Below are 23218 nucleotides of genomic sequence, written 5' to 3'. Positions count from 1 at the left end.
AAGGGAGAGATACACTTTGAGTAACATCGATACGACTTGTGTCAACGCCATCCGTGTATTAGCTGCAGATGCCATCCAGAAGGCCAATTCTGGTCATCCGGGCCTGCCGCTGGGCTGTGCTGCCATGGCCTATGAGCTGTGGGGCAAGCACATGAACCACAATGGCAAGAATCCGGAATGGGCAAACCGTGACCGTTTCGTCCTTTCGGGCGGCCATGGTTCCTCGCTGCTGTATTCGTTGCTCCATTTCTTTGGCTATGGCCTGACGATGGATGACATGAAGCAGTTCCGCCAGGATGGTTCGTTGACGCCGGGACATCCGGAGTATGGACATACGGTTGGTGTTGAAGCAACGACTGGCCCACTGGGTGCCGGCATGGCTACGGCAGTTGGCATGGCTATGGCAGAGGCTCATCTGGCAGCCGAGTTCAACCGTCCGGGCTATGAAGTCGTCGATCATTATACGTTTGCCTTGGGCGGCGATGGCTGCATGATGGAAGGTATCTCTTCGGAGGCATTCTCACTGGCTGGTACGCTGGGACTGTCGAAACTGATCATCCTTTACGATTCGAATAAGATTTCAATCGAAGGCGACACGGATATCGCTTTCACGGAGGATGTACAGGCACGCATGGCTGCCTTTGGTTTCCAGACCCTTACGGTCGAAGACGGCAATGACCTTGAGGAAATCGGTAAGGCTATCGAGGCTGCTAAGGCAGATAAGGAGCATCCGTCCTTCATCACGGTCAAGACGCAGATCGGTTACGGCTGCCCAGCTAAACAGGGCAAGGCCAGCGCCCATGGCGAGCCGCTCGGTGAAGAGAATGTCAAGGCGCTCAAAGAGAACCTGGGCTGGCCGGAGCCGGACAAAGCCTTCAACATCCCGCAGGCTGTCTATGATCATTATCAGGAGCTTGCTAAACGCGGCGAGGCTGAGGAAGAGAAATGGAACAAGCTCTTTGCTGAGTATTGTGAGAAGTTCCCCGAGGAGAAGGCTCGCTGGGAGAAATTCCATGCACCGGTTGACGCTGAGGAACTGCTCAACAATGAAGAATTCTGGGCTTATGAGGATAAGGCACAGGCAACCCGCAACCTGTCCGGCACGATGATCAACCGTCTCAAGGACATGGTACCGCAGCTTATCGGCGGCAGCGCTGACCTGGCCCCGTCGAACAAGACGATGATGAATGGCGAGAGCGATTTCAGCAAGGATAACTATGCTGGCCGCAACCTCCACTTCGGTATCCGTGAGCTGGCTATGGCTGCCATGGCTAACGGCATTACGCTGCATGGTGGTCTGCGCACGTATGTGGCTACGTTCTTCGTATTCAGCGATTACACGAAGCCGATGATGCGCCTGGCTTCGCTGATGCATATTCCGGTTACTTATGTCCTGACCCATGACAGCATCGGTGTTGGCGAAGATGGTCCGACCCATGAGCCAATCGAGCAGCTCTCCATGCTCCGCGCACAGCCGAACCTTAACGTATTCCGTCCGGCAGATGCAACGGAGACGGCAGCTGGCTGGTATCTGGCCATCACGGCTGACAAGACGCCGACGGCTCTGGTGCTGACTCGTCAGAACCTGCCGCAGCTCGCTGGTTCCAGCAAAGAGGCGCTCAAGGGTGCTTATGTCGTATCTGAGGCTAAGGATGCAGCCAACATGGATGGTATCTTGATGGCATCTGGCTCTGAGGTTTCGCTGGCTGTTGATGCTCAGGCAGAACTTGCCAAAGAAGGTCTGGATGTCCGCGTCGTTTCGATGCCGTGCATGGATCTCTTTGAGCAGCAGAGTGCTGAGTACAAAGCTAGCATCCTGCCGAAGAATGTTCGTGCCCGCGTATCAGTAGAGGCTCTTTCAGATTTTGGCTGGGGCAAATATGTAGGCCTTGATGGTGCATCGGTCTGCATGGAAGGTTTCGGCGCTTCGGCACCGGGCCCAGTTCTCTTCAAGAAGTTTGGCTTTACGGTCGAGCATGTTGTCGAGGTAGCAAAGAAAGTCATTGCTGACAATAAATAATTGAAAATTTTTCTGCAAGTTGCAGGATAAAAAGATAGCAGAGGCGTAAAATCCGTCTCTGCTATTATTTTTGTCTATGGTAAGTAGACAAAATCATGGTTTTTGAAAATAAATCGGCAAAACGATACACTAGGCAACGTGTGCACGTGAATCTTTATAAATAAAGTGTTGACAAGCATTTTTGCTGGTGCTAATATATAGAAGTGCCTGATTCAAGAGCATGATTTAGTGATACAGGGGAGTGAAAACAATGACACTGGATACACTGAAAAATGCCAATCGGGTGATTGGTATCAAGCAGGTTACCAAAGCTGTGAAACGCGGGAATGTCCAGAATGTATTCGTCGCTGACGATGCGGATGATCGTGTCATCGAGCCGCTGGAAACGCTGTGCAGGGAATGTGAAGTTCCGGTAGGGCGTGCGGAGACGATGCAGGAGTTGGGACAGGCCTGCGGCATCGAAGTCGGTGCGGCAGCAGCGGCAGTCCTGAAGTAAGGTTCTAGTATATTTGTTAAAAACTTCAAAGCTTGCTTTGAGGTTTTAATAAATAATAAATTCTCAATATGAAGGAAGGAGGTGCATGTATGCCTACTATCAATCAGTTAGTTCGTAAGAGCAGAAAGAGCATGCAGGAGAAGTCCAAAGCACCAGCACTCAAGAATTGCCCGCAGAAACGTGGTGTTTGCACGCGTGTTTACACGTCTACGCCGAAAAAGCCGAACTCGGCACTGCGTAAGGTAGCTCGTGTTCGTCTGACGAATAGCATCGAGGTTACCGCATACATCCCAGGCATTGGTCATAATCTTCAGGAGCATAGTGTTGTTCTGATCCGTGGCGGTCGTGTCAAGGACCTGCCAGGTGTTCGTTACCACATCATCCGCGGTTCGCTCGATACTGCCGGTGTGCAGGATCGTGCTCAGGGCCGTTCGAAGTACGGTGCGAAAAAAGCAAAGAAAAAATAACACAGCTTCGTAAATGAAGACTATGATAAGGAGGTAAAACAATGCCAAGAAAAGGTTCCGTACCTAAGCGTGACGTACTGCCGGATCCGGTGTACCACAGCAAAACGGTTACGAAATTCATCAATAAAGTAATGCTTTCCGGTAAGAAGAGTGTTGCTGAGCGCGTCGTTTATGATGCGTTCGAGACGATCCGTGCCAAAACGGGCAAGGATCCTCTGGAAGTTTTTGAGACTGCTCTCAAGAACGTTATGCCGGTCCTCGAGGTACGCGCTCGTCGCGTCGGTGGTGCAAACTACCAGGTTCCGGTTGAGGTCCGTCCGGACCGCCGCATGACGCTCGGCATTCGCTGGATCGTCAACTACGCACGTCTCCGCGGTGAGAAAACCATGGATGAGCGCCTCTCGGGCGAGCTCATGGATGCCGCTAACAACACGGGTGCAGCAATCAAGAAGAAGGAAGATACGCACAAGATGGCAGAGGCCAACAAGGCTTTCGCTCACTATCGTTGGTAATCCTTTCTTATTTTTATTAAGGAGCGATATTAAAAGTGGCAAGAGAGTATTCCCTTGAAAAAACTCGTAATATCGGTATCATGGCTCACATCGATGCCGGTAAGACGACTACTACTGAGCGTATCCTCTTCTACACGGGTGTAAACCACAAGATCGGCGAGGTTCATGAAGGCGCTGCCACCATGGACTGGATGGTTCAGGAGCAGGAGCGCGGCATCACGATTACGTCTGCTGCAACGACCTGCCACTGGAAAGATCATCGTATCAACATCATTGATACGCCGGGTCACGTGGATTTCACGGTAGAGGTTGAACGTTCCCTGCGCGTCCTCGACGGCACGGTTGCAGTCCTGACTGCACGCGGTGGCGTTGAGCCGCAGACTGAGACCGTTTGGCGTCAGGCTGAGCGTTATCATGTCCCGCGCATGGCGTATGTCAACAAGATGGACATCACCGGCGCAAACTTCTTCAACGTTATCGATATGATGCACGAGCGTCTGCAGGCTAATGCCGTTGCAATCCAGCTGCCAATCGGCGCTGAGGACACGTTCGAAGGCATCGTCGACCTGGTCAAGATGGAAGCCATCGTTTATGAGGATGACCTCGGCAAAGTTGCTGACGAGGTTGAGATCCCGGCTGACATGAAAGAGCAGGCTGATGAGTATCGTGAGAAACTCTTAGAGGCTCTCTCCGAGCTCGATGACGAATTCATGGAGAAATATCTCGGTGGCGAAGAGATTTCGGAAGAGGAGATCAAGAAGGTAATCCGTAAGGGTACCCTCGCTGGTGAACTCGTTCCGGTAACCTGCGGTACGTCGTATCGCAACAAGGGCGTTCAGCCGTTGCTCGATGCCATCGTTGATTATATGCCGGCTCCGACGGATATCCCGCCGATTGCTGGTGTAAATCCGGATACTGGTGCTGAAGACCATCGCCCGTCTAGCGACAGCGAGCCGTTCTCCGCACTGGCATTCAAGATCATGACTGACCCGTACGTCGGTAAGCTTGCATTCTTCCGTGTATACTCCGGTGTACTCGATGCAGGTTCCTACGTATTCAACTCCACGAAGGGCAAGAAAGAGCGTATTGGCCGTATCCTCCAGATGCATGCCAACAACCGTAAAGAGATTGATAAGGTCTACAGCGGTGATATCGCTGCTGCTGTCGGTCTGAAAGACACGACGACGGGCGACACGCTCTGCGACGAGAGCGCTCCGATCATCCTCGAGTCTATGGAGTTCCCGGATCCGGTTATCTCCGTTGCCGTTGAGCCGGCTACGAAGAACGACCAGGAGAAGATGGGCGTAGCTCTCCAGAAACTCGCTGAAGAGGATCCGACGTTCCGTGTTCGCACGGATCAGGAGACTGGTCAGTGCATCATCTCCGGTATGGGTGAGCTTCACCTCCAGATTATCGTTGACCGTATGCTCCGCGAGTTCCATGTTGACTGCAAAGTCGGCGAGCCGCAGGTTGCATATCGTGAGACGATCCGCAACACGGTCAAGGCTGAAGGTAAGTTCGTTCGTCAGTCCGGTGGTCATGGTCAGTATGGTCACTGCTGGCTCGAGCTCATTCCGCAGGAGCCGGGCGAAGGCTTCAGCTTCGAGAACAAGGTCGTCGGTGGTGCGATTCCGAAGGAATTCATCAACCCGATCGAGGCCGGCGTAAAGCAGGCTATGGAAGCTGGTGTTGTCGCTGGTTATCCGATGGTCGACATCAAGGCTATCGTATTCGATGGTTCCTATCACGAGGTCGACTCCTCCGAGGCAGCATTCAAAGTTGCTGGTTCCATGGCTTTCAAGAACGGCTGCGAAAAGGCTAATCCGGTTCTCCTTGAGCCGTACGTCAAAGTCGAAGTCGTCGTTCCGGAAGAGTACATGGGCGATGTAATCGGCGACCTGAACTCCCGCCGCGGCCGTATCGATGGTATGGAAGCGCGCAACGGTGCTCAGGTCATCAACGGATTTGTTCCGCTTTCCGAGATGTTCGGTTATTCGACGGATCTCCGTTCTAAAACTCAGGGCCGAGGGAACTACAGCATGGAAGTAGCTTACTATGATGAAGTTCCTAAAAATATAGCCGAAAAGGTTATTGCTAAAAACAAAGGCGAATAAGGGAGGAAAAAATTACAATGGCTAAAGAAAAGTTTGAGAGAACTAAACCGCATGTTAACATCGGCACCATTGGTCACGTTGACCATGGCAAGACGACGCTGACGGCAGCTATCACGAAAGTTCTGTCCGAGACGGAAGGCTGCAAGGCTGCTTTCGAGGATTACGCTGATATCGATAAGGCTCCGGAGGAGCGTGAGCGCGGTATCACCATCAACACGGCACACGTTGAGTATGAGACGGAGAAACGTCATTATGCACACGTTGACTGCCCGGGCCATGCTGACTATGTCAAGAACATGATCACTGGTGCTGCTCAGATGGATGGTGCTATCCTGGTTGTTTCCGCTGCTGATGGCCCGATGCCGCAGACGCGTGAGCACATCCTGCTCGCTCGCCAGGTTGGCGTTCCGGCAATCGTAGTCTTCCTGAACAAGGTTGACCAGGTTGACGATGAGGAGCTCCTCGAGCTCGTAGAGATGGAAGTTCGCGAGCTGCTCTCCAGCTACGAATTCCCGGGCGATGACATCCCTGTTGTTGCTGGTTCCGCTCTGAAGGCTCTCGAGGGCGATGCTGACATGAAAGCTAAGATCATCGAGCTCATGAACGCTGTTGATGAGTACATCCCGACGCCGGAGCGTGACACGGATAAACCGTTCCTCATGCCGGTCGAGGACGTCTTCACGATCACTGGCCGTGGTACGGTTGCTACGGGCCGTGTTGAGCGTGGCGAGCTGAAACTGAACGATACGGTTGAGATTGTTGGTCTTCAGGACGAGTCGAAATCCACGGTTGTTACGGGTATTGAGATGTTCCGTAAGATGCTCGATAGCGCTGTTGCTGGTGATAACATCGGTGCTCTGCTCCGTGGTATCGACCGCAAAGAGATCGAGCGTGGTCAGGTCCTCGCAAAACCGGGCACGATTCATCCGCACACGAAGTTCAAAGCTCAGGTTTATGTCCTGACGAAAGAAGAGGGTGGCCGTCATACGCCGTTCTTCACGAACTACCGTCCGCAGTTCTACTTCCGTACGACTGACGTTACGGGCGTTGTTTCCCTGCCGGAAGGCACGGAGATGGTTATGCCTGGCGATAACATCGAGATGGATGTAGAGCTCATCACCCCAATCGCTATCGAGAAGGGTCTCCGCTTCGCTATCCGCGAGGGTGGTCACACGGTTGGTGCTGGCCGCGTAACGGATGTCGTTGAGGCATAAGTTTCAAGTCAATTAAACCAATAAGTAAGAGCGGCGCTCGCGTCGCTCTTATTTAAAGGTTTAAAATAATATGGTACCCCCCAATGCGATGACGTGGCAGATGGCTCGGCATTGTCCGAGGGAACTGTTACGGAGAAATGTTTGGGCCGAGAGTCCGGACGATAAGGAGGAAAAACAATTGTCTAAGAATCAAAAGATTAGAATCCGTTTGAAGGCTTATGATCATAAAGCCCTCGATCAGAGCGCAGTAAAGATTGTGGATACTGCAAAGAAGACCGGTGCAATGGTATCTGGTCCGATTCCACTCCCGACGGAGAAGAATATCTACACGATTTTGCGTTCCCCGCATGTCAATAAGGATTCCCGCGAGCAGTTCGAGATGAGAACTCATAAGCGTCTTATCGACATCCTGCAGCCGACGAACAAGACGGTAGATGCGCTGATGCGCCTTGACCTTCCGGCTGGTGTAGACATCGAAATCAAATTATAATCCGAGGAGGTGGAATGAATGTCTAAAGCAATTTTAGGTAGAAAACTGGGCATGACTCAGATCTTCACGGAAGAGGGCAAGGTTGTTCCTGTTACGGTTGTTGAGTCTGGTAACAACATCGTTATCCAGAACAAGACGGTCGAGAACGACGGTTACAACGCTGTTCAGCTTGGCTTCGGTGAAGTTAAGGAATTCAAAGTAAATAAACCAATGAAGGGTCATTTCGCTAAAGCTGGTGTTAAGCCGGTAAAATTCATCCGCGAGATGCGTCTTCAGGATCCTTCTGAATACAAAGTCGGTGATTCCATCGGCGTTGACATATTTAGTGCTGGAGAATTAGTCGATGTTACTGGTACTTCCAAAGGTAAAGGTTTTGCCGGCGGTATCAAACGTCACAACTTCGCCCGTGGTCCTATGGGACATGGTTCCAAATCCCACCGTGAGCCGGGTTCGACTGGTGCAATGATTTCCGGTCCTGGCGGACGCGTGCTCAAAGGCAAGAAACTGCCGGGCCGCATGGGTGGCGAGCGCGTTACGGTTCAGCGCCTCACGGTTGTCCGTGTTGATGCAGACCGCAACCTCATCCTCATCAAGGGCGCAATTCCGGGCCCGAAGAAGAGCTTCGTTGTGATCAAAAATACCGTTAAACCGGGCAAAAACTAATTGGAAGGAGGATAACCTAAATTATGGCTACAGTAGCAGTTTATGACATCACCAACAAGCAGGTTGGCGATATCGAACTCAATGACAACATCTTCGGCGTAGAGATGAACGCAGGTCTTCTCCATCAGGCCGTTGTAATGCAGCTTGCAGCTCAGCGTCTGGGCACGCATGCAACCAAGACGAGAAGCTTCGTTCGTGGTGGCGGCCGCAAGCCTTGGAAACAGAAAGGCACTGGTCGTGCTCGCGCAGGTTCGACGCGCAGCCCGCTGTGGGTTGGCGGCGGCACGGTCTTTGGACCGCATCCGCGCAAGTATGCTTTCACGATGCCGCGTAAACAGCGTCGTCTCGCTATCAAATGCGCACTTTCCGATAAAGTTAAGAGCGGTGAGCTCGTAGTTCTCGACAGCCTCAATTTCGATGCTCCGAAAACGAGCCAGGTCGTCAAGATGCTTGGCGATTTCAGCGTTGACTCCAAAGCTCTCCTCATCACTTGCGATGAAGCTGAGAACGTAGAGAAGTCCGCACGCAACATTCCGGGTGTGAAGGCAATCAGCACGATGGGCCTCAATGTTCATGATATCCTGAATCATGACAAGCTGTTCATCACGAAGGATGCCATCACCCGCATCGAGGAGGTATTCGCATAATGGAAGCACGTGATATCCTGATCCGTCCGCTGATCACTGAGAGAACGACTCAGCTTATGGCTGAGGGCAAATACGTCTTCGTTGTTGCGAAAGCAGCCAACAAGATCGAGATTGCTAAAGCTGTCGCTGAGGTTTTCAACGTCAAAGTTGAGAAAGTCAACACGGTCAACGTACTGGGCAAAACGAAACGCATGGGCCGCACGTCTGGTAAGCGCCCTGACTATAAAAAAGCTATCGTAAAGCTCGCTGCTGGCGAAAGCATCGAGTTCTTCGAGGCATAATTGAGAAAAGGAGGTACATTTAAGTGGCAGTAAAGAGTTTCAAACCATATTCTGCAGGCCGCCGTTTCATGACCGTCGCTTCGTTCGACGAGATTACGGCAAGCAAGCCTGAGAAGTCCCTGACTGAGCGCCTGACGAAAAAAGGCGGCCGTAACCAGCAGGGCAAGCTGACCGTTCGCCATCAGGGTGGCGGCCATAAGCGTCTTTATCGCGTGATCGACTTCAAACGCACGAAAGACGGTATCCCGGCTCGCGTCGCTACCATCGAGTACGACCCGAACCGCAGCGCACGTATTGCTCTCCTCAACTATGTTGATGGTGAGAAGCGCTACATCCTCGCACCGAATGGTCTCAAGGTTGGTGACAAAGTTGTTTCCGGCCCGGATGCTGATATCAAAGTCGGTAATGCTCTTCCGCTGAAGAACATCCCGGTTGGTACGACTATCCATAACATCGAGCTCAAGATCGGCAAGGGCGCACAGCTCGTCCGCAGTGCTGGTACTTCCGCTCAGCTCATGGCTAAGGAAGGCGATTACGCACTCCTCCGTATGCCGTCTGGTGAGCTCCGCAAGGTTCATATCAACTGCCGTGCAACGATTGGTGAAGTTGGTAACCTCGAGCACGAGAACATCACGATTGGTAAAGCAGGCCGTAACCGTTGGCTCGGCGTTCGTCCGGAGAACCGCGGTACTGCAATGAACCCGAACGACCATCCGCATGGTGGTGGTGAGGGTCGTTCCCCTGTCGGCCGCAAGAACCCTGTTACGAAGTGGGGCAAATGCGCTATGGGTGCCAAGACTCGTCGCAAGAAAGCTTCGGATCGTCTCATCGTCAAAGGACGTACGAAATAATCATAGAAATCGACAGGCAGCTTGATGCCGCCTGACGAAAGGAGGAGACACTTTGTCAAGATCTATTAAAAAGGGACCTTACGTTGCAGAAAGCCTCATGAAGAAAATCGAGGCCCTCAACGAAGCTAACGATAAAAAAGTTGTAAAGACCTGGTCGAGAAGCTCCACGATTTTCCCTGATTTCGTCGGTCACACGATCGCTGTTCATGACGGTCGTAAACATGTACCGGTTTATGTCACGGAAGATATGGTTGGTCATAAGCTCGGCGAGTTCGCACCGACCCGCACGTTCAAGGGTCATGCAGGCGAAGAGCGCAAGACTTCACTGAGATAATTTTGCGAAAGGAGCATACTTGTGGAATCTAAAGCAGTAGCTAAATATGTTCGCATCACTCCGCGCAAAGTTCGTGTAGTCCTGGATCTTATCCGTGGCAAGAACGTTGCAGAGGCATTTGCGATCCTTAAATTCACGCCGAAAGCTGGCGCTGATGTTGTAGAAAAAGTTCTGCGTTCTGCTGTTGCAAACGCTGAGAACAATTTTGATATGGACGTAGACAAGCTGGTCATCAAGACGGCTTTCGCTGACCAGGGTCCGACGCTCAAGCGTATCCATCCGCGTTCCCGTGGACAGGCTTTCAAGATTTTGAAGCGCACGTCCCATGTAACCATCGTCGTTGACGAGAAGAACTAAGAAGGAGGGAAACGGATTGGGTCAGAAAGTAAATCCGCATGGTATTCGCCTTGGCATCGTCAAGACTTGGGATGCTAAGTGGTATGCAGATAAAGATTTTGCAGATAACCTGCATGAAGATATTAAAATCCGTGACTATCTGAAGCAGAGCCTTCAGGCAGCCGGTGTGTCCAGAATCGAGACGGAGCGCAGCAAAAACCGTCTTAAGCTGACGATCCATACTGCTAAACCGGGTATGGTAATCGGCCGCGGTGGTTCGGGCATCGAGCAGATCAAAGAGGGTCTGAAGAAATACACGGAAAAACGTGTTGACATCAATATTGCTGAAATCAAACAGCCGGATATGGATGCTACTCTCGTTGCTGAGAACATCGCTCAGCAGCTGGAGCGCCGCATCGCTTTCCGCCGTGCAATGAAGCAGGCCGTTGGCCGCACGATGCGTCTTGGTGCTAAAGGTATCAAGGTTGCACTCGGTGGTCGTCTCGGCGGCGCAGAGATTGCTCGTAAGGAGTCCTACCGCGAAGGCAGCATTCCTCTTCACACGCTGCGTGCTGATATCGACTATGGTACGGCAACGGCACATACGACTTACGGCGACATCGGCGTAAAAGTATGGATCTTCAAGGGTGAAGTTCTTCCGGAAAGAAAGCAGCGCAAGGCTGTAGCTGAAGGGAGCGAAGCTTAATGTTATTACCAAAGAGAGTAAAATATCGCAAACAGTTCCGTGGCCGTATGAAGGGTAAAGCTCATCGCGGCAACACGGTTAGCCATGGTGAGTATGGTCTGGTCGCTCTTGAGCCGGCTTGGATCACGAACCGCCAGATTGAGGCTGCCCGTATCGCTATGACCCGTTACATCAAACGTGGCGGTCAGGTTTGGATCAAAATTTTCCCGGATAAGCCGGTAACGGCTAAACCGGCTGAGACCCGCATGGGTTCCGGTAAAGGTTCGCCGGAGTACTGGGTTGCAGTTGTTAAGCCGGGCCGCGTCCTCTTCGAGATGGACGGCGTATCCCGTGAAGTTGCTCAGGAAGCAATGCGTCTTGCAGGCCACAAGCTGCCGATCAAGACGAAGTTCGTTGTCAAAGAAGAGACTAAAGCAGAGGGCGGTGAAGTAAATGAAGGTTAATGAGATTCGTGAGATGAGTGCTGACGAGCTTAACCAGAAACTTGCTTCGCTCAAAGAGGAACTGTTCAACCTCCGTTTCCAGCTCGCTACTGGCCAGCTTGAGAACCCGATGCGTATCAAAGAAGTAAAGAAGACGATCGCCCGTATCAAGACGATCCAGCGCGAGACTGAGCTCAAGGCTTAATCGCAAACTGATATGCAGAAGGAAGGAGGCTCCCTAATGAGCGAAAGAAACGTACGTAAAGTAAGAATCGGTAAAGTCATTTCCGATAAAATGGATAAGACGGTTGTTGTTGCAATCGAGGAACTCGAGCAGCACAAACTGTACAAAAAACCGGTAAAGAGAACGGTCAAGTTCCATGCCCATGATGAGAAAAACGATGCTCATGTTGGCGATAAGGTTTCCCTGATGGAGACGCGCCCGCTGTCCAAGACGAAACGTTGGAGAGTTGTTGAAGTAATCGAGAGAGCTAAATAATCCCAAAATATCGAAGAAGGAGGTCAAACAATGATCCAACAGCAAACAATCCTGAATGTTGGCGACAACACTGGCGCAAAAGAAATCATGTGCATCCGTGTTCTCGGCGGTTCCTATCGCAAATACGCTAACATTGGTGATATCATCGTAGCTGCAGTCAAATCGGCTGCTCCTGGCGGCACGGTCAAGAAAGGCGATGTCGTTAAGGCAGTTGTTGTCCGCAGCGTAAAGGGCCTGCGCCGCAGCGATGGCTCTTACATCCGTTTCGATGAGAACGCAGCAGTTATCATCAAAGACGACAAGACTCCGAAAGGCACGCGTATTTTCGGACCGGTAGCTAGAGAGCTTCGCGATAAAGACTTCATGAAGATCGTATCTCTGGCTCCTGAAGTACTTTAATTGTGAGGAGGTGCGATTTTGGCATTCGTTAAGATGAACGTAAAGAAGGGCGACACGGTCGTTGTGCTGTCCGGTAAAGATAAAGGCAAACAGGGCAAAGTCGTTACGGCTATGCCGAAAAAAGGTAAGGTTGTTGTCGAGGGCGTCAACAAAGTAAAGCGTCATACGAAACCGAACCAGAAAGCTCCGCAGGGCGGTATCCTCGTCAAAGAGGCTCCGATGCATGCTTGCAAAGTTATGCTCGTTTGCCCGGCTTGCTCCAAAGCAACGCGCGTTGCTCACAAAGAAGTCAATGGTAAGATGGTTCGCGCCTGCAAGAAATGCGGCGAAGTTATCGACCAGACGAAATAATCAGGAAAGGAGGAGCATAAGTGGATAGATTACAGGAAAAATATCAGAATGAAGTTTGCAAGGCTATGACGGAGAAGTTCGGTTACAAGAATGTCATGCAGCTTCCGAAAATCGAGAAAGTCATCATCAACATGGGTGTTGGCGAAGCTGTCGGCAATCCGAAAGCTCTGGATTCTGCTGTTGCTGATCTGACGATCATCGCTGGCCAGAAGCCGCTGCTGACTCGTGCTAAGAAATCCCTCGCTGCTTGGAAACTGCGTGAGGGCATGCCAATCGGCTGCAAAGTAACGCTGCGTGGCACGCGTATGTACCAGTTCCTCGACAAGTTCATGAACGTAGCTCTGCCGCGCGTTCGTGACTTCCGTGGTGTAAGCGACAAGGCTTTTGATGGCCGCGGCAACTACGCTATCGGTCTCAAAGAGCAGCTCATCTTCCCGGAAATCGAGTACGATAAAATCGACAAGATCCGTGGTATGAACATTGTTATCGTTACGACGGCACAGACGGATGAAGAAGCCAGAGAGCTCCTGAAACTCATGGGTATGCCGTTCAGTGCATAAGGAGGTAAGGAAATTTGGCTAAGAAGTCTATGGTAGAGAAGTGGAGCAAAGAGCCGAAATTCTCCACGCGCGCTTATAATCGCTGCAAAATCTGCGGCCGTCCGCACGGCTACATGCGTAAATTCGACATGTGCCGTATCTGCTTCCGTGAGCAGAGCTACAAAGGTGCCATCCCTGGCGTAACCAAAGCCAGCTGGTAAGTATTTAAAGTTTAAAGGAGGATATCGATTCAATGGCAATGACTGATCCTATTGCAGATATGCTGACTCGTTTGCGCAATGCAAACAATGTATTCCATGAGAGTGTTGAAATCCCGGGCTCCAAAGTCAAGACCGCTATCGCAGAGGTCCTGAAGGAAGAGGGTTTCATCAATGACTACACCTTCACTGAGGATGGCAAACAGGGCGTTATCTCTGTTTCCCTTAAATACGGCCCGAACCGTGAGAAGGTAATTTCCGGTATCAAACGCATCTCGAAGCCTGGTCTTCGTCAGTATGCAAAACACAATGAGCTCCCGCGCGTTCTTGGCGGCCTCGGTATCGCTATCATTTCCACGTCCAAGGGTATCATGAGCGATAAGCAGGCTCGCAAAGCTGGTCTCGGCGGCGAAGTTGTTGCATACGTTTGGTAATCGAAGTAGTCAGGAGGTGTACAGATGTCAAGAATTGGTAATGCACCGATTGAAATCCCAGCTGGCGTAACCGTTACGGTTGGCGAGGACAATCTGGTCAAAGTAAAGGGCCCGAAAGGTGAACTTTCCCGCCATATTCATCAGGATATGAAAGTAACCGTCGATGGCGCAATCTGCAAGGTTGAGCGTCCGTCCGACGATAAGAACCACAGATCGCTCCATGGTCTGTCCCGTACGCTCATCAACAACATGGTTGTTGGCGTAACGGAAGGTTTCTCCAAGAATCTCGAAATCAATGGTGTCGGCTATCGTGCTCAGCTCAAGGGCAACACGCTGAACCTCTCCCTTGGTTTCTCCCATCCGGTAGTTGTCGAGCCGCCGCAGGGCATCAAATTCGAGTGCCCGTCGGCTAACGCTATCACGGTTTCTGGTATCGACAAGGAAGTTGTCGGCCAGATCGCTGCTGAGATCCGCAGCTTCCGTGAGCCGGAGCCGTACAAAGGCAAGGGTATCAAATATGCTGGCGAGCATATCCGTCGTAAAGAGGGTAAAGCCGGCGCTAAGGGTAAGAAATAAGACACTGATTCGAGAAAGGAGTGAAGTTCTGTGCTTCTTAAAGCAGATAAGAATAAGGCACGTCAGAAACGTCATCTGCGTGTCCGCAACCATATCGCAGGTACGGCAGCTCGTCCGCGCCTCAACGTATATCGCAGCCTGGCAAACATTTACGCTCAGGTCATCGATGATGAGAACGGTGTGACGCTCGTGTCCGCCAGCTCCCAGGATAAGGGTTTCGAGAACTACGGTGGTAACATTGAGGCAGCAAAAGCTGTTGGTGCTGCTGTTGCTAAACGTGCTCTCGAGAAGGGCATCAAAGAGGTCGTATTCGACCGCGGCGGTTATGTTTACCATGGCCGTGTCGCTGCTCTGGCTGAGGCCGCTCGTGAAGCTGGTCTCAAGTTCTAAATCATTGATATAAGGAGGTAAATGAATGGCTAGAAATATGGACAACGAAACTCCAGAGTTCGAGGAGAAAGTTGTATATATCAATCGAGTAGCTAAAGTCGTCAAAGGCGGCCGTCGCTTCTCGTTCAGCGCCCTTGTCGTTGTTGGCAACAAGAAAGGCAAAGTCGGCGTTGGTCTCGGCAAAGCTGCTGAGGTTCCGGAGGCAATCCGTAAAGGCGTTGAGGATGCAAAGAAGAACCTCGTTGAGGTCGCTATCCTCGATGAGCGCACGATTCCGCATGAGATGGTTGGTATCTTCGGCGCTGGCCGCGTAATGCTCAAGCCGGCTGCAAAAGGTACTGGTGTCATCGCTGGCGGTCCGGCACGTGCCGTACTCGAGCTGGCAGGTATCAAAGACATCCTGACGAAGTCCCTCGGTTCTTCCAACCCGAACAACATGGTTCGCGCAACGATGGAAGGTCTCAAAGCCCTCAAGAAGGCAGAGGCTGTTGCTGAGCTCCGTGGCAAGACGGTTCAGGAAATCTTAGGTTAATAGGAGGCTGTACAATGGCAAAAGTTAAAGTTACGCTTAAGAGAAGCCTCATCGGCCGTCCGGAAACCCAGCGCAAGACGGTTCGCGCTCTGGGCCTGCGCAAGATCAACTCCGTTGTTGAGCTGCCAGACAACCCGGCAATCCGTGGTCAGCTTCACAAAGTTGAGCATCTGATCGTTGTAGAAGAAATCGCAGACTAATCATAGAACAGGAGGTGCACTAGATGAAATTGCATGAATTACAGCCAGCAGCTGGTTCCCGTAAAGTCCGCAACCGTGTAGGCCGCGGTATTGGTTCCGGCAACGGCAAGACTTCCGGTAAAGGCATGAAGGGTCAGAACTCCCGTAGCGGTGGCGGCGTACGCACCGGCTTCGAGGGTGGCCAGATGCCGCTTTATCGTCGTCTCCCGAAACGTGGCTTCAAGAATATCTGGGCTAAGACCTTTGCTGAGGTTAACGTTGAGTCCCTGAATCGTTTTGAGGATGGTGCAACGGTTGATCCGGTAGCTCTGGTTGAGTCCGGTATCCTGAAGAACGTCCAGGATGGTATCCGCATCCTTGGTAACGGCGAGCTCACGAAGAAGCTGACGGTTCGCGCTAACGGCTTCACGAAATCCGCAGAAGAAAAGATTACGGCAGCAGGCGGTAAAGTTGAGGTGATCTGAGGTGCTCTCAGCCCTTGGCAATGTATGGAAAATTCCGGAGCTTAGGCAGAAGATCACGTTTACGCTGATCATGTTTGCCGTCTTCCGGATGGGTACCCATATTCCGGTTCCGGGAGTTGATCCGAAGGCGATTGAGCAATTATTCGCCAACGGCAATCTCTTCGGCCTGTTAGACCTCTTTTCTGGTGGTGCTTTCAGCAAGTTCTCCATCTTTGCGATGTCCATTACGCCATACATCAATGCGGCGATTATCATTCAGCTCTTGAATGTTGTCGTTCCGACGTTGGAGCAGTGGTCAAAGGAAGGACAGGAGGGGCACAAGAAGACCACCAAAGTAACGCGCTATCTCACGGTAGTGCTGGCATTCTTTCAGGCGATTGGCATGTCCATCGGCCTGAAGGCTGCCATACTGAATCCGAATCCGGTCAACATCTTGATCATTGCGATCACTTTGACGGCTGGTACGGTGTTCCTCATGTGGCTCGGTGAGCAGATCACGGCCCAGGGGGTTGGTAATGGTATTTCCCTTATCATCTTCGCTGGTATCGTAGCTGCTCTGCCGAAAAACATTGGAACGATTTACCATTACGTCCAGGCTGGTACGATCAGCTACTTCAGCGTGTTCATGTTCGCGGTCATCGCCATCGCGATGGTTGTGTTTGTTGTCCATGTTGAGAACGGCTTCCGCCGTATCCCGATTTCCTATGCGAAACGCGTGGTAGGGCAGAAGGCATATGGTGGTCATTCCAGCCACATCCCCCTGAAAGTAAATCAGGCGGGCGTAATCCCAATTATCTTTGCGTCATCCGTGCTGATGTTTCCAGTAACTATTGCCCAGTTTATTGATATTCCCTGGGTAAAGACGATTGCCAGTTATTTGGAGTGGGGTAAGCCGCTTCAGACCACGTTGTACGTTGGTATGATTATCTTCTTCACTTACTTCTATACTGCGGTTACTGTAAAGATATCGGATATGGCAGAGAATCTGAAAAAATACGGTGGTTTCATCCCGGGCATCCGTCCAGGACAGCCAACGGCAGATTATTTAGATCATGTCATGACTCGTATCACGCTTGCTGGCTCCATTTTCCTGGCCTTTATCGCAGTCCTGCCGAACTTGGTCGCAGGTGCAACTCATATTGAGGGTGTATACTTCGGCGGTACGGCACTGCTCATCGTTGTCGGCGTTGCGCTGCAGACGATGAAACAGATAGAGTCCATGATTGTAATGCGTCACTACGAAGGGTTCATGAAATAAGAGGAGGCAAAATCATGCATATCTTGTTGATGGGCCCCCCGGGTGCCGGCAAAGGCACGCAGGCGGCTGAACTGGTCAAGGAGTTCAACATTCCTCACATCTCCACGGGCGACATGTTCCGTGCAGCGATGAAGGAAGGTACGGAGATGGGAAAGCTTGCTAAGTCGTACATCGACGCTGGCAATCTTGTCCCGGATTCCGTTACGGTCGGCATTGTGCGCGATCGTTTAGCTCAGGACGACTGCAAAAAAGGTTTCATTCTCGATGGTTTCCCACGTACGGTTGAGCAGGCTGATGCTCTCGACGGTATCATGGCTGACCTCGGTCTGAGCCTGACGCGTGTACTGAACATCAATGTTCCGGCTGCTGATCTCGTAGAGCGTGCAGTTGGACGTCGCATCTGCAAGAAGTGCGGTGCTACCTATCATGTCAAGTTCAATCCTTCCAATAAAGAAGGTGTATGCGACGAGTGCGGTGGCGAGCTCTTCCAGCGTGCAGACGATACGGCAGAGACGATGACGAATCGCCTTTCCGTATACGAAGCTTCCACGAAGCCGCTGATTGATTTTTATCAGAAAGCTGGCATCTATACGGAAGTTGATGGCAGACAGGCGATTGACAAGGTCACGAAGGATCTCGTTGAGACCCTGAAAGGCTGAGTCGATTCCGTTGGTGAGATTCACTGAACGATAGAAGTTATTGTAAGGGCGGCATAAATACTTGCCGCCCATTACAATGATTATGAAAAATTGATTGACAACCTGTTGTTGGGCATGGCATTGATAGAAAATGCAGAAGCTCCTTAGATGACTTTGGCCCAACCAATTTCCATAAAAGGAGAAAAAACATGTCGAAGCAAGATGTTATCGAAGTAGAGGGCAAGGTTCTGGAAGCACTGCCGAATGCAATGTTCCAGGTTGAGCTCGAGAATGGTCATGTTGTACTGGCGCATGTATCCGGTAAGATCCGCATGAACTTCATCCGCATTCTTCCCGGTGACAAAGTCACTATTGAACTCACGCCATATGACTTAACGCGTGGCCGTATAACCTACCGATTCAAATAAGTCATCTCCGCTTTTGCGGGTTTTAGAAATATTTACCAATTTTTTTTCGTTTGCCACTAGGCAGGACGGAATAAACATGGTATACTAGCAAAATGAGACTGACAATAAAGAAAAGGGGGCAACCACAAGATGAAGGTAAAACCGTCAGTAAAACGGATTTGTGAGAAATGCAAAGTCATTAAACGCAAAGGCCGTGTTATGGTCATCTGCGAAAATCCGAAACATAAACAGAGACAAGGTTAATTATTGAATAAGGAGGTGCTTTATTAATGGCACGTATTGCCGGTGTAGATTTACCCCGTGACAAGAGAATTGAAATTGCATTGACGTACATTTTTGGTATTGGTTTGAAGACTTCGAAGGATCTTCTGAAGGAGACTGGCATCAATCCGGATACCCGTACGCGTGACCTCACGGAGGATGAAGTTGTAAAACTTCGTGATGCCATCGATAAGAACGTTATCGTCGAAGGTGACCTTCGTCGTGAGCGTCAGATGAACATCAAACGACTCGTTGATATCGGCTGCTACCGTGGTCGTCGCCACCGTCTTGGCCTTCCTGTCCGTGGACAGAACACTAAGAACAACGCCCGCACGCGTAAAGGCCCGAAAAAGGCTGTAGCAGGCAAGAAGAAAGACTAATAAAGGAGGGTTAACTGGTGGCAGTTAAGAAAGCAGTTCGCACGAAGAAAAAAGTTCGTAAGAACATAGAATATGGCGTAGCGCACATCAGCTCTACGTTCAACAACACGATTGTAACGCTCACTGATAAGAGCGGTAATGCACTTTCCTGGGCTAGCGCAGGCGGCCTTGGTTTCCGTGGTTCCCGTAAGAGCACTCCGTTTGCAGCTCAGATGGCTGCTGAGACGGCTGCTAAGGCAGCTATGGAGCACGGCCTCAAGCAGGTCGAGGTTTACGTTAAGGGTCCTGGTGCTGGCCGTGAAGCCGCAATCCGTTCCCTGCAGGCAACGGGCCTCGAGGTTAACATGATCAAAGATGTTACCCCGATTCCGCACAATGGCTGCCGTCCGCCGAAGCGTAGAAGAGTTTAATAGGAGGTGCAATTACTAGATGGCAATTGATAGAGTACCAGCCATTAAAAGATGCCGTGCACTTGGCATTGAGCCGGCTGTTATTGGTCGTTCCAAAGAATCGAAACGTCAGCCGCGCCGTACGAACCGTAAGGTTTCCGAGTATGGTCTGCAGCTGAAAGAAAAGCAGAAAGCAAAGTTCATCTACGGTGTACTGGAGAAACAGTTCCGTGGATACTACGATAAAGCAAAGAAGATGCAGGGTGTAACGGGTGAAAACCTGCTTGGTCTTCTTGAGCGTCGTCTTGACAACGTCGTTTTCCGTCTTGGCCTTGCCAATACGCGTCGTCAGGCTCGTCAGCTCGTTCGTCATGGCCACTTCACGGTCAATGGCAAGCGCGTAGACATTCCGTCCGCACTTGTTTCCGCTAACGATGTTATCGCTGTTAGCGAGAAGAGCCAGAGCAACGCCTTCTTCAAAGAGCTCAAAGAGAGCAACAACGCTCTTTCCGCTCCGGCATGGCTCCAGGCTGACCAGGCCAACCTCACGGGTACGGTGACTCGTTTCCCGAACCGCGAAGAGATCGATGTTCCTGTCAACGAGCAGGCTATCGTCGAGTTGTACTCCAAATAATGAATATTTGTGCCTGTGTGCATAGTGTTCGATTGATTATTGAGGAGGTTCATTTCAGATGATAGATATCGAGAAACCGAAAATTGAAATTGCGGAAATCAGTGAAGATAACCGTTATGGTAAATTCATCTGCGAGCCGCTCGAGCGTGGCTATGGCACGACGTTTGGCAACAGCCTGCGCCGTATGCTGCTGTCCTCGCTGGAGGGTGCTGCAATTACCTCCATCCGGATCGATGGGGTACTCCATGAGTTCTCGACGATTCCGGGTGTCCGGGATGACGTAACCAACATCGTTCTGAACCTGAAGCAGCTCTGCCTCAAGATGGCAGGCAATGAGCCGAAGGTCATCCGCATTGACGTGGAAGGCGAGAAGGAAGTTACGGCTGCCGACATCATCTGTGATGCCGACATTGAGATTCTCAATCCGGACCTCCATATTGCTACGGTTGACGAGACGGGCAAGCTCAAGATTGAGATGACCGTTGAGCGCGGCCGCGGCTACGTTCCGGCTGACAAGAACAAGAAGCCGGAAGATACGATTGGCGTTATCCCAATCGACTCGATTTTCTCCCCGGTACAGCGTGTGAACTACACCGTACAGGATACGCGTGTAGGCAATGTCACGGACTATGACCGCCTGATTCTCGAAGTCTGGACTGATGGTTCGCTTCGTCCGGAAGAGGCAGTCAGCAAAGCTGCTGGCATTCTTGTCATGCACCTCAAACTGTTCCAGAACATGGACGGTCTGCCGGATGAGATTGAGGAGGAGGAGGCATCCTTCCCAGAGGAGGAAGAGGATGATTCTTCGAAGGTCCTCGAAATGACCATTGAAGACCTCGACCTCTCGGTACGTTCCTTCAACTGCCTGAAACGCGCTAACATCAACACGGTCGCTGACCTTGCTGAGAAGACGGAAGATGACATGATGAAGGTCCGCAACCTCGGACGCAAATCTCTTGAGGAAGTCAAGAAGAAGCTCGAGGAACTCGGTTTGGCTCTGAGAGAAAACAACGATTGAAAAGAGGGAAATAAATGAGCTACAGAAAATTAGGACGTAACTCCGCAGCCCGTAAGGCGCTGTTTGCTAGCATTCTTACTTCCTTCTTCAGATATGGCCGCATTGAGACGACGGAAGCTAAGGCAAAAGAGCTCCGCAAATTTGCTGAGCAGCTGATCACGCTTGCAAAGCGTGGCGACCTGAGCGCTCGTCGCAAGGCTATCGCAGCCCTGTCTGATGAAGATGTTGTAAGAAAACTGTTTGATGAGATCGCAGCTAAATACGCTGACCGCCAGGGCGGTTACACGCGTATCCTCAAGCTCGGCGTACGCCGTGGCGACGCTGCTCCGATGGTTATCATCGAACTCGTTTAATCGCAGATTGCAACTACAAGGACCTGACCGTTTGGTCAGGTCTTTTTCTATGCTATTGATTGTGGTAGAATATAATTGGTGAAGAACTCTCTTTCCCATCAATCTAGGAGAAGGGATAACATCGTACCGTCTCTGCCGGAGTCCTTTGAATGGTTGATATTGAAGGCAGGCGTTCTATAGACGTTAATGGCAATTTTATGGAAAAAACAAGCGGGAGCTTTTAGGAGAGCTTCCGCTTGTCTTTTATGCTGTGTTGTGATTGTTTTGAGATAGGAATCGTTAATCCTGGCAGTATAGGGATAGAGCCTGATCAGCCATGCTGGTTGGCCAGGCGTTTTTCATAGAAATGCTGGCGGCGCTGTTCGACGATGGTCTTGGCCTCGCTGTCCCGGTCCATCTGATGACGGGTGAAGCGATGATGGCGGCCGAGGAGGTAGAAGTAGAGGCCGATACCCAGGAGGGAAATCGCTCCGGCGCCGAGATATACAACCTGAAAGCCAAAATCCGGGACAAAACTGCCTAGGGTATAGGGGCCTACGCCAATGCCGAGATCGAGGAGGACAAAGTAGGTGCTGGTGGCAATGCCAACTTGATGCATGGGAGCACAGTGGACGGCTAAGGCATGACAGCAGGCTGTCAAGGTTCCGTAACCAAAGCCCAGGAAGAGGGCGCCAATCAGCAGAGGGATATCCGTAGTTGCACGGGCGATGATACTCATGGCAGTGGCCATGCAGAGCAGTGACGGATAGACGACAATATCGCCGCCGTAATTGTCAAGCAGGAAGCCGGTAAGTGGACGGCTGATGAATGACGTGGCGGCAAAGCAGAGGAAGAAGCAGGTAGCGCCAATTCCCGTTACCCCGATGGCGTTGGTATAGGCGCCCAGGAAGCTCAGTACGGTGGAGTAACAAACGCCGCCCATGAAGGCTATGCTCGATATGCCGAGGGCCTTCAGGGAAAAGAAGCGGTCAAAGGAAATATGGTACAGGTCTTCCCGTTCAGACGGCAGGATGGTGCGCTCTGGTGTTTTCAGCAAGCAGGAGAGCAGGAAAATCACAAATGTCGCGGCGGTACAGATTTTAATTCCCAGATTGAAGTTGCCAGCTTGAGTGATGTTCATGGCCAAGAAGGGGCCGATGGCTGAGGCGAGTGTGACGCCAAGCGTGAAGTAGCCGATGCCTGTTCCCATGCGTTTGAGAGGAACCAGAGCTGCTACGATCGTGCTGGCAGCAGTGGAGGTTGTACCGAAGGCGAGTCCATGAAGAAAACGCACGACCATGAAGGAAGCAAGATTCGGTGCGAGCTCATAGCAGAGGACCAGCAGGAAGAACATGGCCGTGCCGCTCCGGAATAATCTGCGGCGGCCAATAAAGTCGATGAACCGGCCTGCTGGGATGCGGGCAAAAAGTGCCCCGACGATGAACAGGCCGGAAGCAAGTCCGGCCATGCTGATGGAAGCATTCCAGGTATGGATGGCATAGGCAGTGGACCATAACATCAGCAGGAAATGAACACTGTAAACCAAGAAGTTGATGATGATGTCGAAAACATAATCCTTGCTCCAGAGGCTGACAGGAGCTTGATCCGAAACAGCTGGCATAATAGATATCGTCTCCTTTCGCATTGTCTGTCGGCGGTGGCTGGATGCGCAGACGGGAAAGGATAAGGTCTGGAGATAATCTGCTGCATCCGATGCATCGATAT

37 protein-coding genes are annotated in these 23218 nt (G+C 51.3%); 36 read left to right on the top strand and 1 reads right to left on the bottom strand.

Annotated features, from left to right (window positions below):
* The first annotated feature begins 16 nt into the window (after window positions 1-16).
* From tkt to rplQ, 36 genes are all read left to right on the top strand, one after another.
* Window positions 17-2020: a transketolase gene (tkt, locus tag BM322_RS07500; protein WP_075429302.1), complete on the top strand. Its 2004-nt coding sequence runs from the start codon at window positions 17-19 to the stop codon at window positions 2018-2020.
* A gap of 250 nt (window positions 2021-2270) precedes the next feature.
* Window positions 2271-2516 carry a ribosomal L7Ae/L30e/S12e/Gadd45 family protein gene (locus tag BM322_RS07495; RefSeq protein ID WP_075429299.1) on the top strand — a complete coding sequence of 82 codons (246 nt, stop codon included), beginning with the start codon at window positions 2271-2273 and terminating at the stop codon, window positions 2514-2516.
* A gap of 89 nt (window positions 2517-2605) precedes the next feature.
* On the top strand, window positions 2606-2983 hold the full coding sequence (rpsL, locus tag BM322_RS07490; protein WP_075429297.1) for a 30S ribosomal protein S12: 378 nt from the start codon (window positions 2606-2608) through the stop codon (window positions 2981-2983).
* Window positions 2984-3024: 41 nt separating this feature from the next.
* Window positions 3025-3495, top strand: a complete 471-nt coding sequence (gene rpsG / locus BM322_RS07485; RefSeq protein WP_005842089.1) for a 30S ribosomal protein S7 — start codon at window positions 3025-3027, stop codon at window positions 3493-3495.
* Between the two features lie 35 nt (window positions 3496-3530).
* A complete protein-coding gene (gene fusA / locus BM322_RS07480; protein WP_075429295.1) occupies window positions 3531-5609 on the top strand; it encodes an elongation factor G in 2079 nt (692 codons plus the stop codon).
* Window positions 5610-5626: 17 nt separating this feature from the next.
* Window positions 5627-6823 carry an elongation factor Tu gene (gene tuf / locus BM322_RS07475; protein ID WP_075429293.1) on the top strand — a complete coding sequence of 399 codons (1197 nt, stop codon included), beginning with the start codon at window positions 5627-5629 and terminating at the stop codon, window positions 6821-6823.
* Between the two features lie 178 nt (window positions 6824-7001).
* A complete protein-coding gene (gene rpsJ, locus BM322_RS07470; protein ID WP_014423834.1) occupies window positions 7002-7313 on the top strand; it encodes a 30S ribosomal protein S10 in 312 nt (103 codons plus the stop codon).
* 18 nt (window positions 7314-7331) lie between these two features.
* Window positions 7332-7976: a 50S ribosomal protein L3 gene (gene rplC / locus BM322_RS07465; RefSeq protein ID WP_033169667.1), complete on the top strand. Its 645-nt coding sequence runs from the start codon at window positions 7332-7334 to the stop codon at window positions 7974-7976.
* 23 nt (window positions 7977-7999) lie between these two features.
* Window positions 8000-8623 carry a 50S ribosomal protein L4 gene (gene rplD / locus BM322_RS07460; RefSeq protein WP_075429291.1) on the top strand — a complete coding sequence of 208 codons (624 nt, stop codon included), beginning with the start codon at window positions 8000-8002 and terminating at the stop codon, window positions 8621-8623.
* Window positions 8623-8904 carry a 50S ribosomal protein L23 gene (gene rplW / locus BM322_RS07455; RefSeq protein WP_075429290.1) on the top strand — a complete coding sequence of 94 codons (282 nt, stop codon included), beginning with the start codon at window positions 8623-8625 and terminating at the stop codon, window positions 8902-8904. The genes rplD and rplW overlap by 1 nt, the downstream gene beginning before the upstream one ends.
* A 23-nt stretch (window positions 8905-8927) precedes the next feature.
* Entirely contained in the window at window positions 8928-9755 is an 828-nt protein-coding gene (rplB, locus tag BM322_RS07450; RefSeq protein WP_075429288.1) for a 50S ribosomal protein L2, read from the top strand.
* 52 nt (window positions 9756-9807) lie between these two features.
* Complete coding sequence (gene rpsS, locus BM322_RS07445; protein ID WP_075429286.1) at window positions 9808-10089, top strand: 30S ribosomal protein S19; 282 nt, start codon at window positions 9808-9810, stop codon at window positions 10087-10089.
* A gap of 21 nt (window positions 10090-10110) precedes the next feature.
* On the top strand, window positions 10111-10446 hold the full coding sequence (rplV, locus tag BM322_RS07440) for a 50S ribosomal protein L22 (RefSeq protein ID WP_075429284.1): 336 nt from the start codon (window positions 10111-10113) through the stop codon (window positions 10444-10446).
* Window positions 10447-10462: 16 nt separating this feature from the next.
* Window positions 10463-11131 carry a 30S ribosomal protein S3 gene (gene rpsC / locus BM322_RS07435; RefSeq protein WP_075429282.1) on the top strand — a complete coding sequence of 223 codons (669 nt, stop codon included), beginning with the start codon at window positions 10463-10465 and terminating at the stop codon, window positions 11129-11131.
* A complete protein-coding gene (rplP, locus tag BM322_RS07430; RefSeq protein WP_075429280.1) occupies window positions 11131-11574 on the top strand; it encodes a 50S ribosomal protein L16 in 444 nt (147 codons plus the stop codon). Before rpsC ends, rplP begins: the two co-directional genes overlap by 1 nt.
* Window positions 11564-11758, top strand: coding sequence for a 50S ribosomal protein L29 (rpmC, locus tag BM322_RS07425; protein WP_033169659.1), 195 nt, complete (start codon window positions 11564-11566; stop codon window positions 11756-11758). The genes rplP and rpmC overlap by 11 nt, the downstream gene beginning before the upstream one ends.
* 36 nt (window positions 11759-11794) lie before the next feature.
* A complete protein-coding gene (gene rpsQ, locus BM322_RS07420) occupies window positions 11795-12052 on the top strand; it encodes a 30S ribosomal protein S17 (RefSeq protein ID WP_033169658.1) in 258 nt (85 codons plus the stop codon).
* A 30-nt stretch (window positions 12053-12082) separates the two neighbouring features.
* On the top strand, window positions 12083-12451 hold the full coding sequence (rplN, locus tag BM322_RS07415) for a 50S ribosomal protein L14 (protein WP_075429278.1): 369 nt from the start codon (window positions 12083-12085) through the stop codon (window positions 12449-12451).
* 33 nt (window positions 12452-12484) lie between these two features.
* Window positions 12485-12802 (top strand): 50S ribosomal protein L24, encoded by a 318-nt coding sequence (rplX, locus tag BM322_RS07410; protein ID WP_173432698.1) that lies wholly within the window; start codon window positions 12485-12487, stop codon window positions 12800-12802.
* A 20-nt stretch (window positions 12803-12822) separates the two neighbouring features.
* Window positions 12823-13362, top strand: coding sequence for a 50S ribosomal protein L5 (rplE, locus tag BM322_RS07405; protein WP_075429274.1), 540 nt, complete (start codon window positions 12823-12825; stop codon window positions 13360-13362).
* Window positions 13363-13376: 14 nt separating this feature from the next.
* Window positions 13377-13562 (top strand): type Z 30S ribosomal protein S14, encoded by a 186-nt coding sequence (locus BM322_RS07400; RefSeq protein ID WP_033169654.1) that lies wholly within the window; start codon window positions 13377-13379, stop codon window positions 13560-13562.
* Window positions 13563-13594: 32 nt separating this feature from the next.
* Window positions 13595-13993, top strand: coding sequence for a 30S ribosomal protein S8 (gene rpsH / locus BM322_RS07395; RefSeq protein ID WP_075429272.1), 399 nt, complete (start codon window positions 13595-13597; stop codon window positions 13991-13993).
* Window positions 13994-14017: 24 nt separating this feature from the next.
* Window positions 14018-14569 (top strand): 50S ribosomal protein L6, encoded by a 552-nt coding sequence (gene rplF / locus BM322_RS07390; protein ID WP_075429271.1) that lies wholly within the window; start codon window positions 14018-14020, stop codon window positions 14567-14569.
* A gap of 30 nt (window positions 14570-14599) precedes the next feature.
* Complete coding sequence (rplR, locus tag BM322_RS07385; RefSeq protein WP_075429269.1) at window positions 14600-14959, top strand: 50S ribosomal protein L18; 360 nt, start codon at window positions 14600-14602, stop codon at window positions 14957-14959.
* 25 nt (window positions 14960-14984) lie between these two features.
* Complete coding sequence (rpsE, locus tag BM322_RS07380) at window positions 14985-15491, top strand: 30S ribosomal protein S5 (RefSeq protein ID WP_075429267.1); 507 nt, start codon at window positions 14985-14987, stop codon at window positions 15489-15491.
* A gap of 14 nt (window positions 15492-15505) precedes the next feature.
* Window positions 15506-15691: a 50S ribosomal protein L30 gene (gene rpmD / locus BM322_RS07375; protein ID WP_075429265.1), complete on the top strand. Its 186-nt coding sequence runs from the start codon at window positions 15506-15508 to the stop codon at window positions 15689-15691.
* A 23-nt stretch (window positions 15692-15714) separates the two neighbouring features.
* Window positions 15715-16155, top strand: a complete 441-nt coding sequence (gene rplO, locus BM322_RS07370) for a 50S ribosomal protein L15 (protein ID WP_075429263.1) — start codon at window positions 15715-15717, stop codon at window positions 16153-16155.
* A 1-nt stretch (window position 16156) separates the two neighbouring features.
* A complete protein-coding gene (gene secY / locus BM322_RS07365; RefSeq protein WP_075429262.1) occupies window positions 16157-17413 on the top strand; it encodes a preprotein translocase subunit SecY in 1257 nt (418 codons plus the stop codon).
* A gap of 14 nt (window positions 17414-17427) precedes the next feature.
* Entirely contained in the window at window positions 17428-18072 is a 645-nt protein-coding gene (locus BM322_RS07360; protein WP_075429260.1) for an adenylate kinase, read from the top strand.
* A 188-nt stretch (window positions 18073-18260) separates the two neighbouring features.
* On the top strand, window positions 18261-18479 hold the full coding sequence (gene infA, locus BM322_RS07355) for a translation initiation factor IF-1 (RefSeq protein ID WP_009645081.1): 219 nt from the start codon (window positions 18261-18263) through the stop codon (window positions 18477-18479).
* Window positions 18480-18608: 129 nt separating this feature from the next.
* A complete protein-coding gene (rpmJ, locus tag BM322_RS07350) occupies window positions 18609-18722 on the top strand; it encodes a 50S ribosomal protein L36 (protein ID WP_014423857.1) in 114 nt (37 codons plus the stop codon).
* Between the two features lie 26 nt (window positions 18723-18748).
* A complete protein-coding gene (gene rpsM, locus BM322_RS07345) occupies window positions 18749-19120 on the top strand; it encodes a 30S ribosomal protein S13 (RefSeq protein ID WP_075429259.1) in 372 nt (123 codons plus the stop codon).
* A 17-nt stretch (window positions 19121-19137) separates the two neighbouring features.
* Entirely contained in the window at window positions 19138-19530 is a 393-nt protein-coding gene (rpsK, locus tag BM322_RS07340; protein WP_005842142.1) for a 30S ribosomal protein S11, read from the top strand.
* Window positions 19531-19549: 19 nt separating this feature from the next.
* Complete coding sequence (gene rpsD, locus BM322_RS07335; RefSeq protein WP_075429258.1) at window positions 19550-20143, top strand: 30S ribosomal protein S4; 594 nt, start codon at window positions 19550-19552, stop codon at window positions 20141-20143.
* 58 nt (window positions 20144-20201) lie between these two features.
* On the top strand, window positions 20202-21161 hold the full coding sequence (locus tag BM322_RS07330; RefSeq protein ID WP_075429257.1) for a DNA-directed RNA polymerase subunit alpha: 960 nt from the start codon (window positions 20202-20204) through the stop codon (window positions 21159-21161).
* A gap of 14 nt (window positions 21162-21175) precedes the next feature.
* A complete protein-coding gene (gene rplQ / locus BM322_RS07325) occupies window positions 21176-21514 on the top strand; it encodes a 50S ribosomal protein L17 (protein WP_033169642.1) in 339 nt (112 codons plus the stop codon).
* A 310-nt stretch (window positions 21515-21824) separates the two neighbouring features.
* Here the strand turns inward: rplQ and BM322_RS07320 are convergent, their stop codons facing one another.
* Window positions 21825-23114 (bottom strand): MFS transporter, encoded by a 1290-nt coding sequence (locus BM322_RS07320; RefSeq protein WP_075429256.1) that lies wholly within the window; start codon window positions 23112-23114, stop codon window positions 21825-21827.
* Window positions 23115-23218: the final 104 nt, after the last annotated feature.

Source organism: Selenomonas sp. GACV-9, from assembly GCA_900116485.1.
In the GTDB taxonomy this organism is placed as follows: domain Bacteria; phylum Bacillota; class Negativicutes; order Selenomonadales; family Selenomonadaceae; genus Selenomonas_A; species Selenomonas_A ruminantium_G.
The sequence above is the reverse complement of the archived record's forward strand: the minus strand, read 5'-3'. Positions and strand labels throughout refer to the sequence as shown.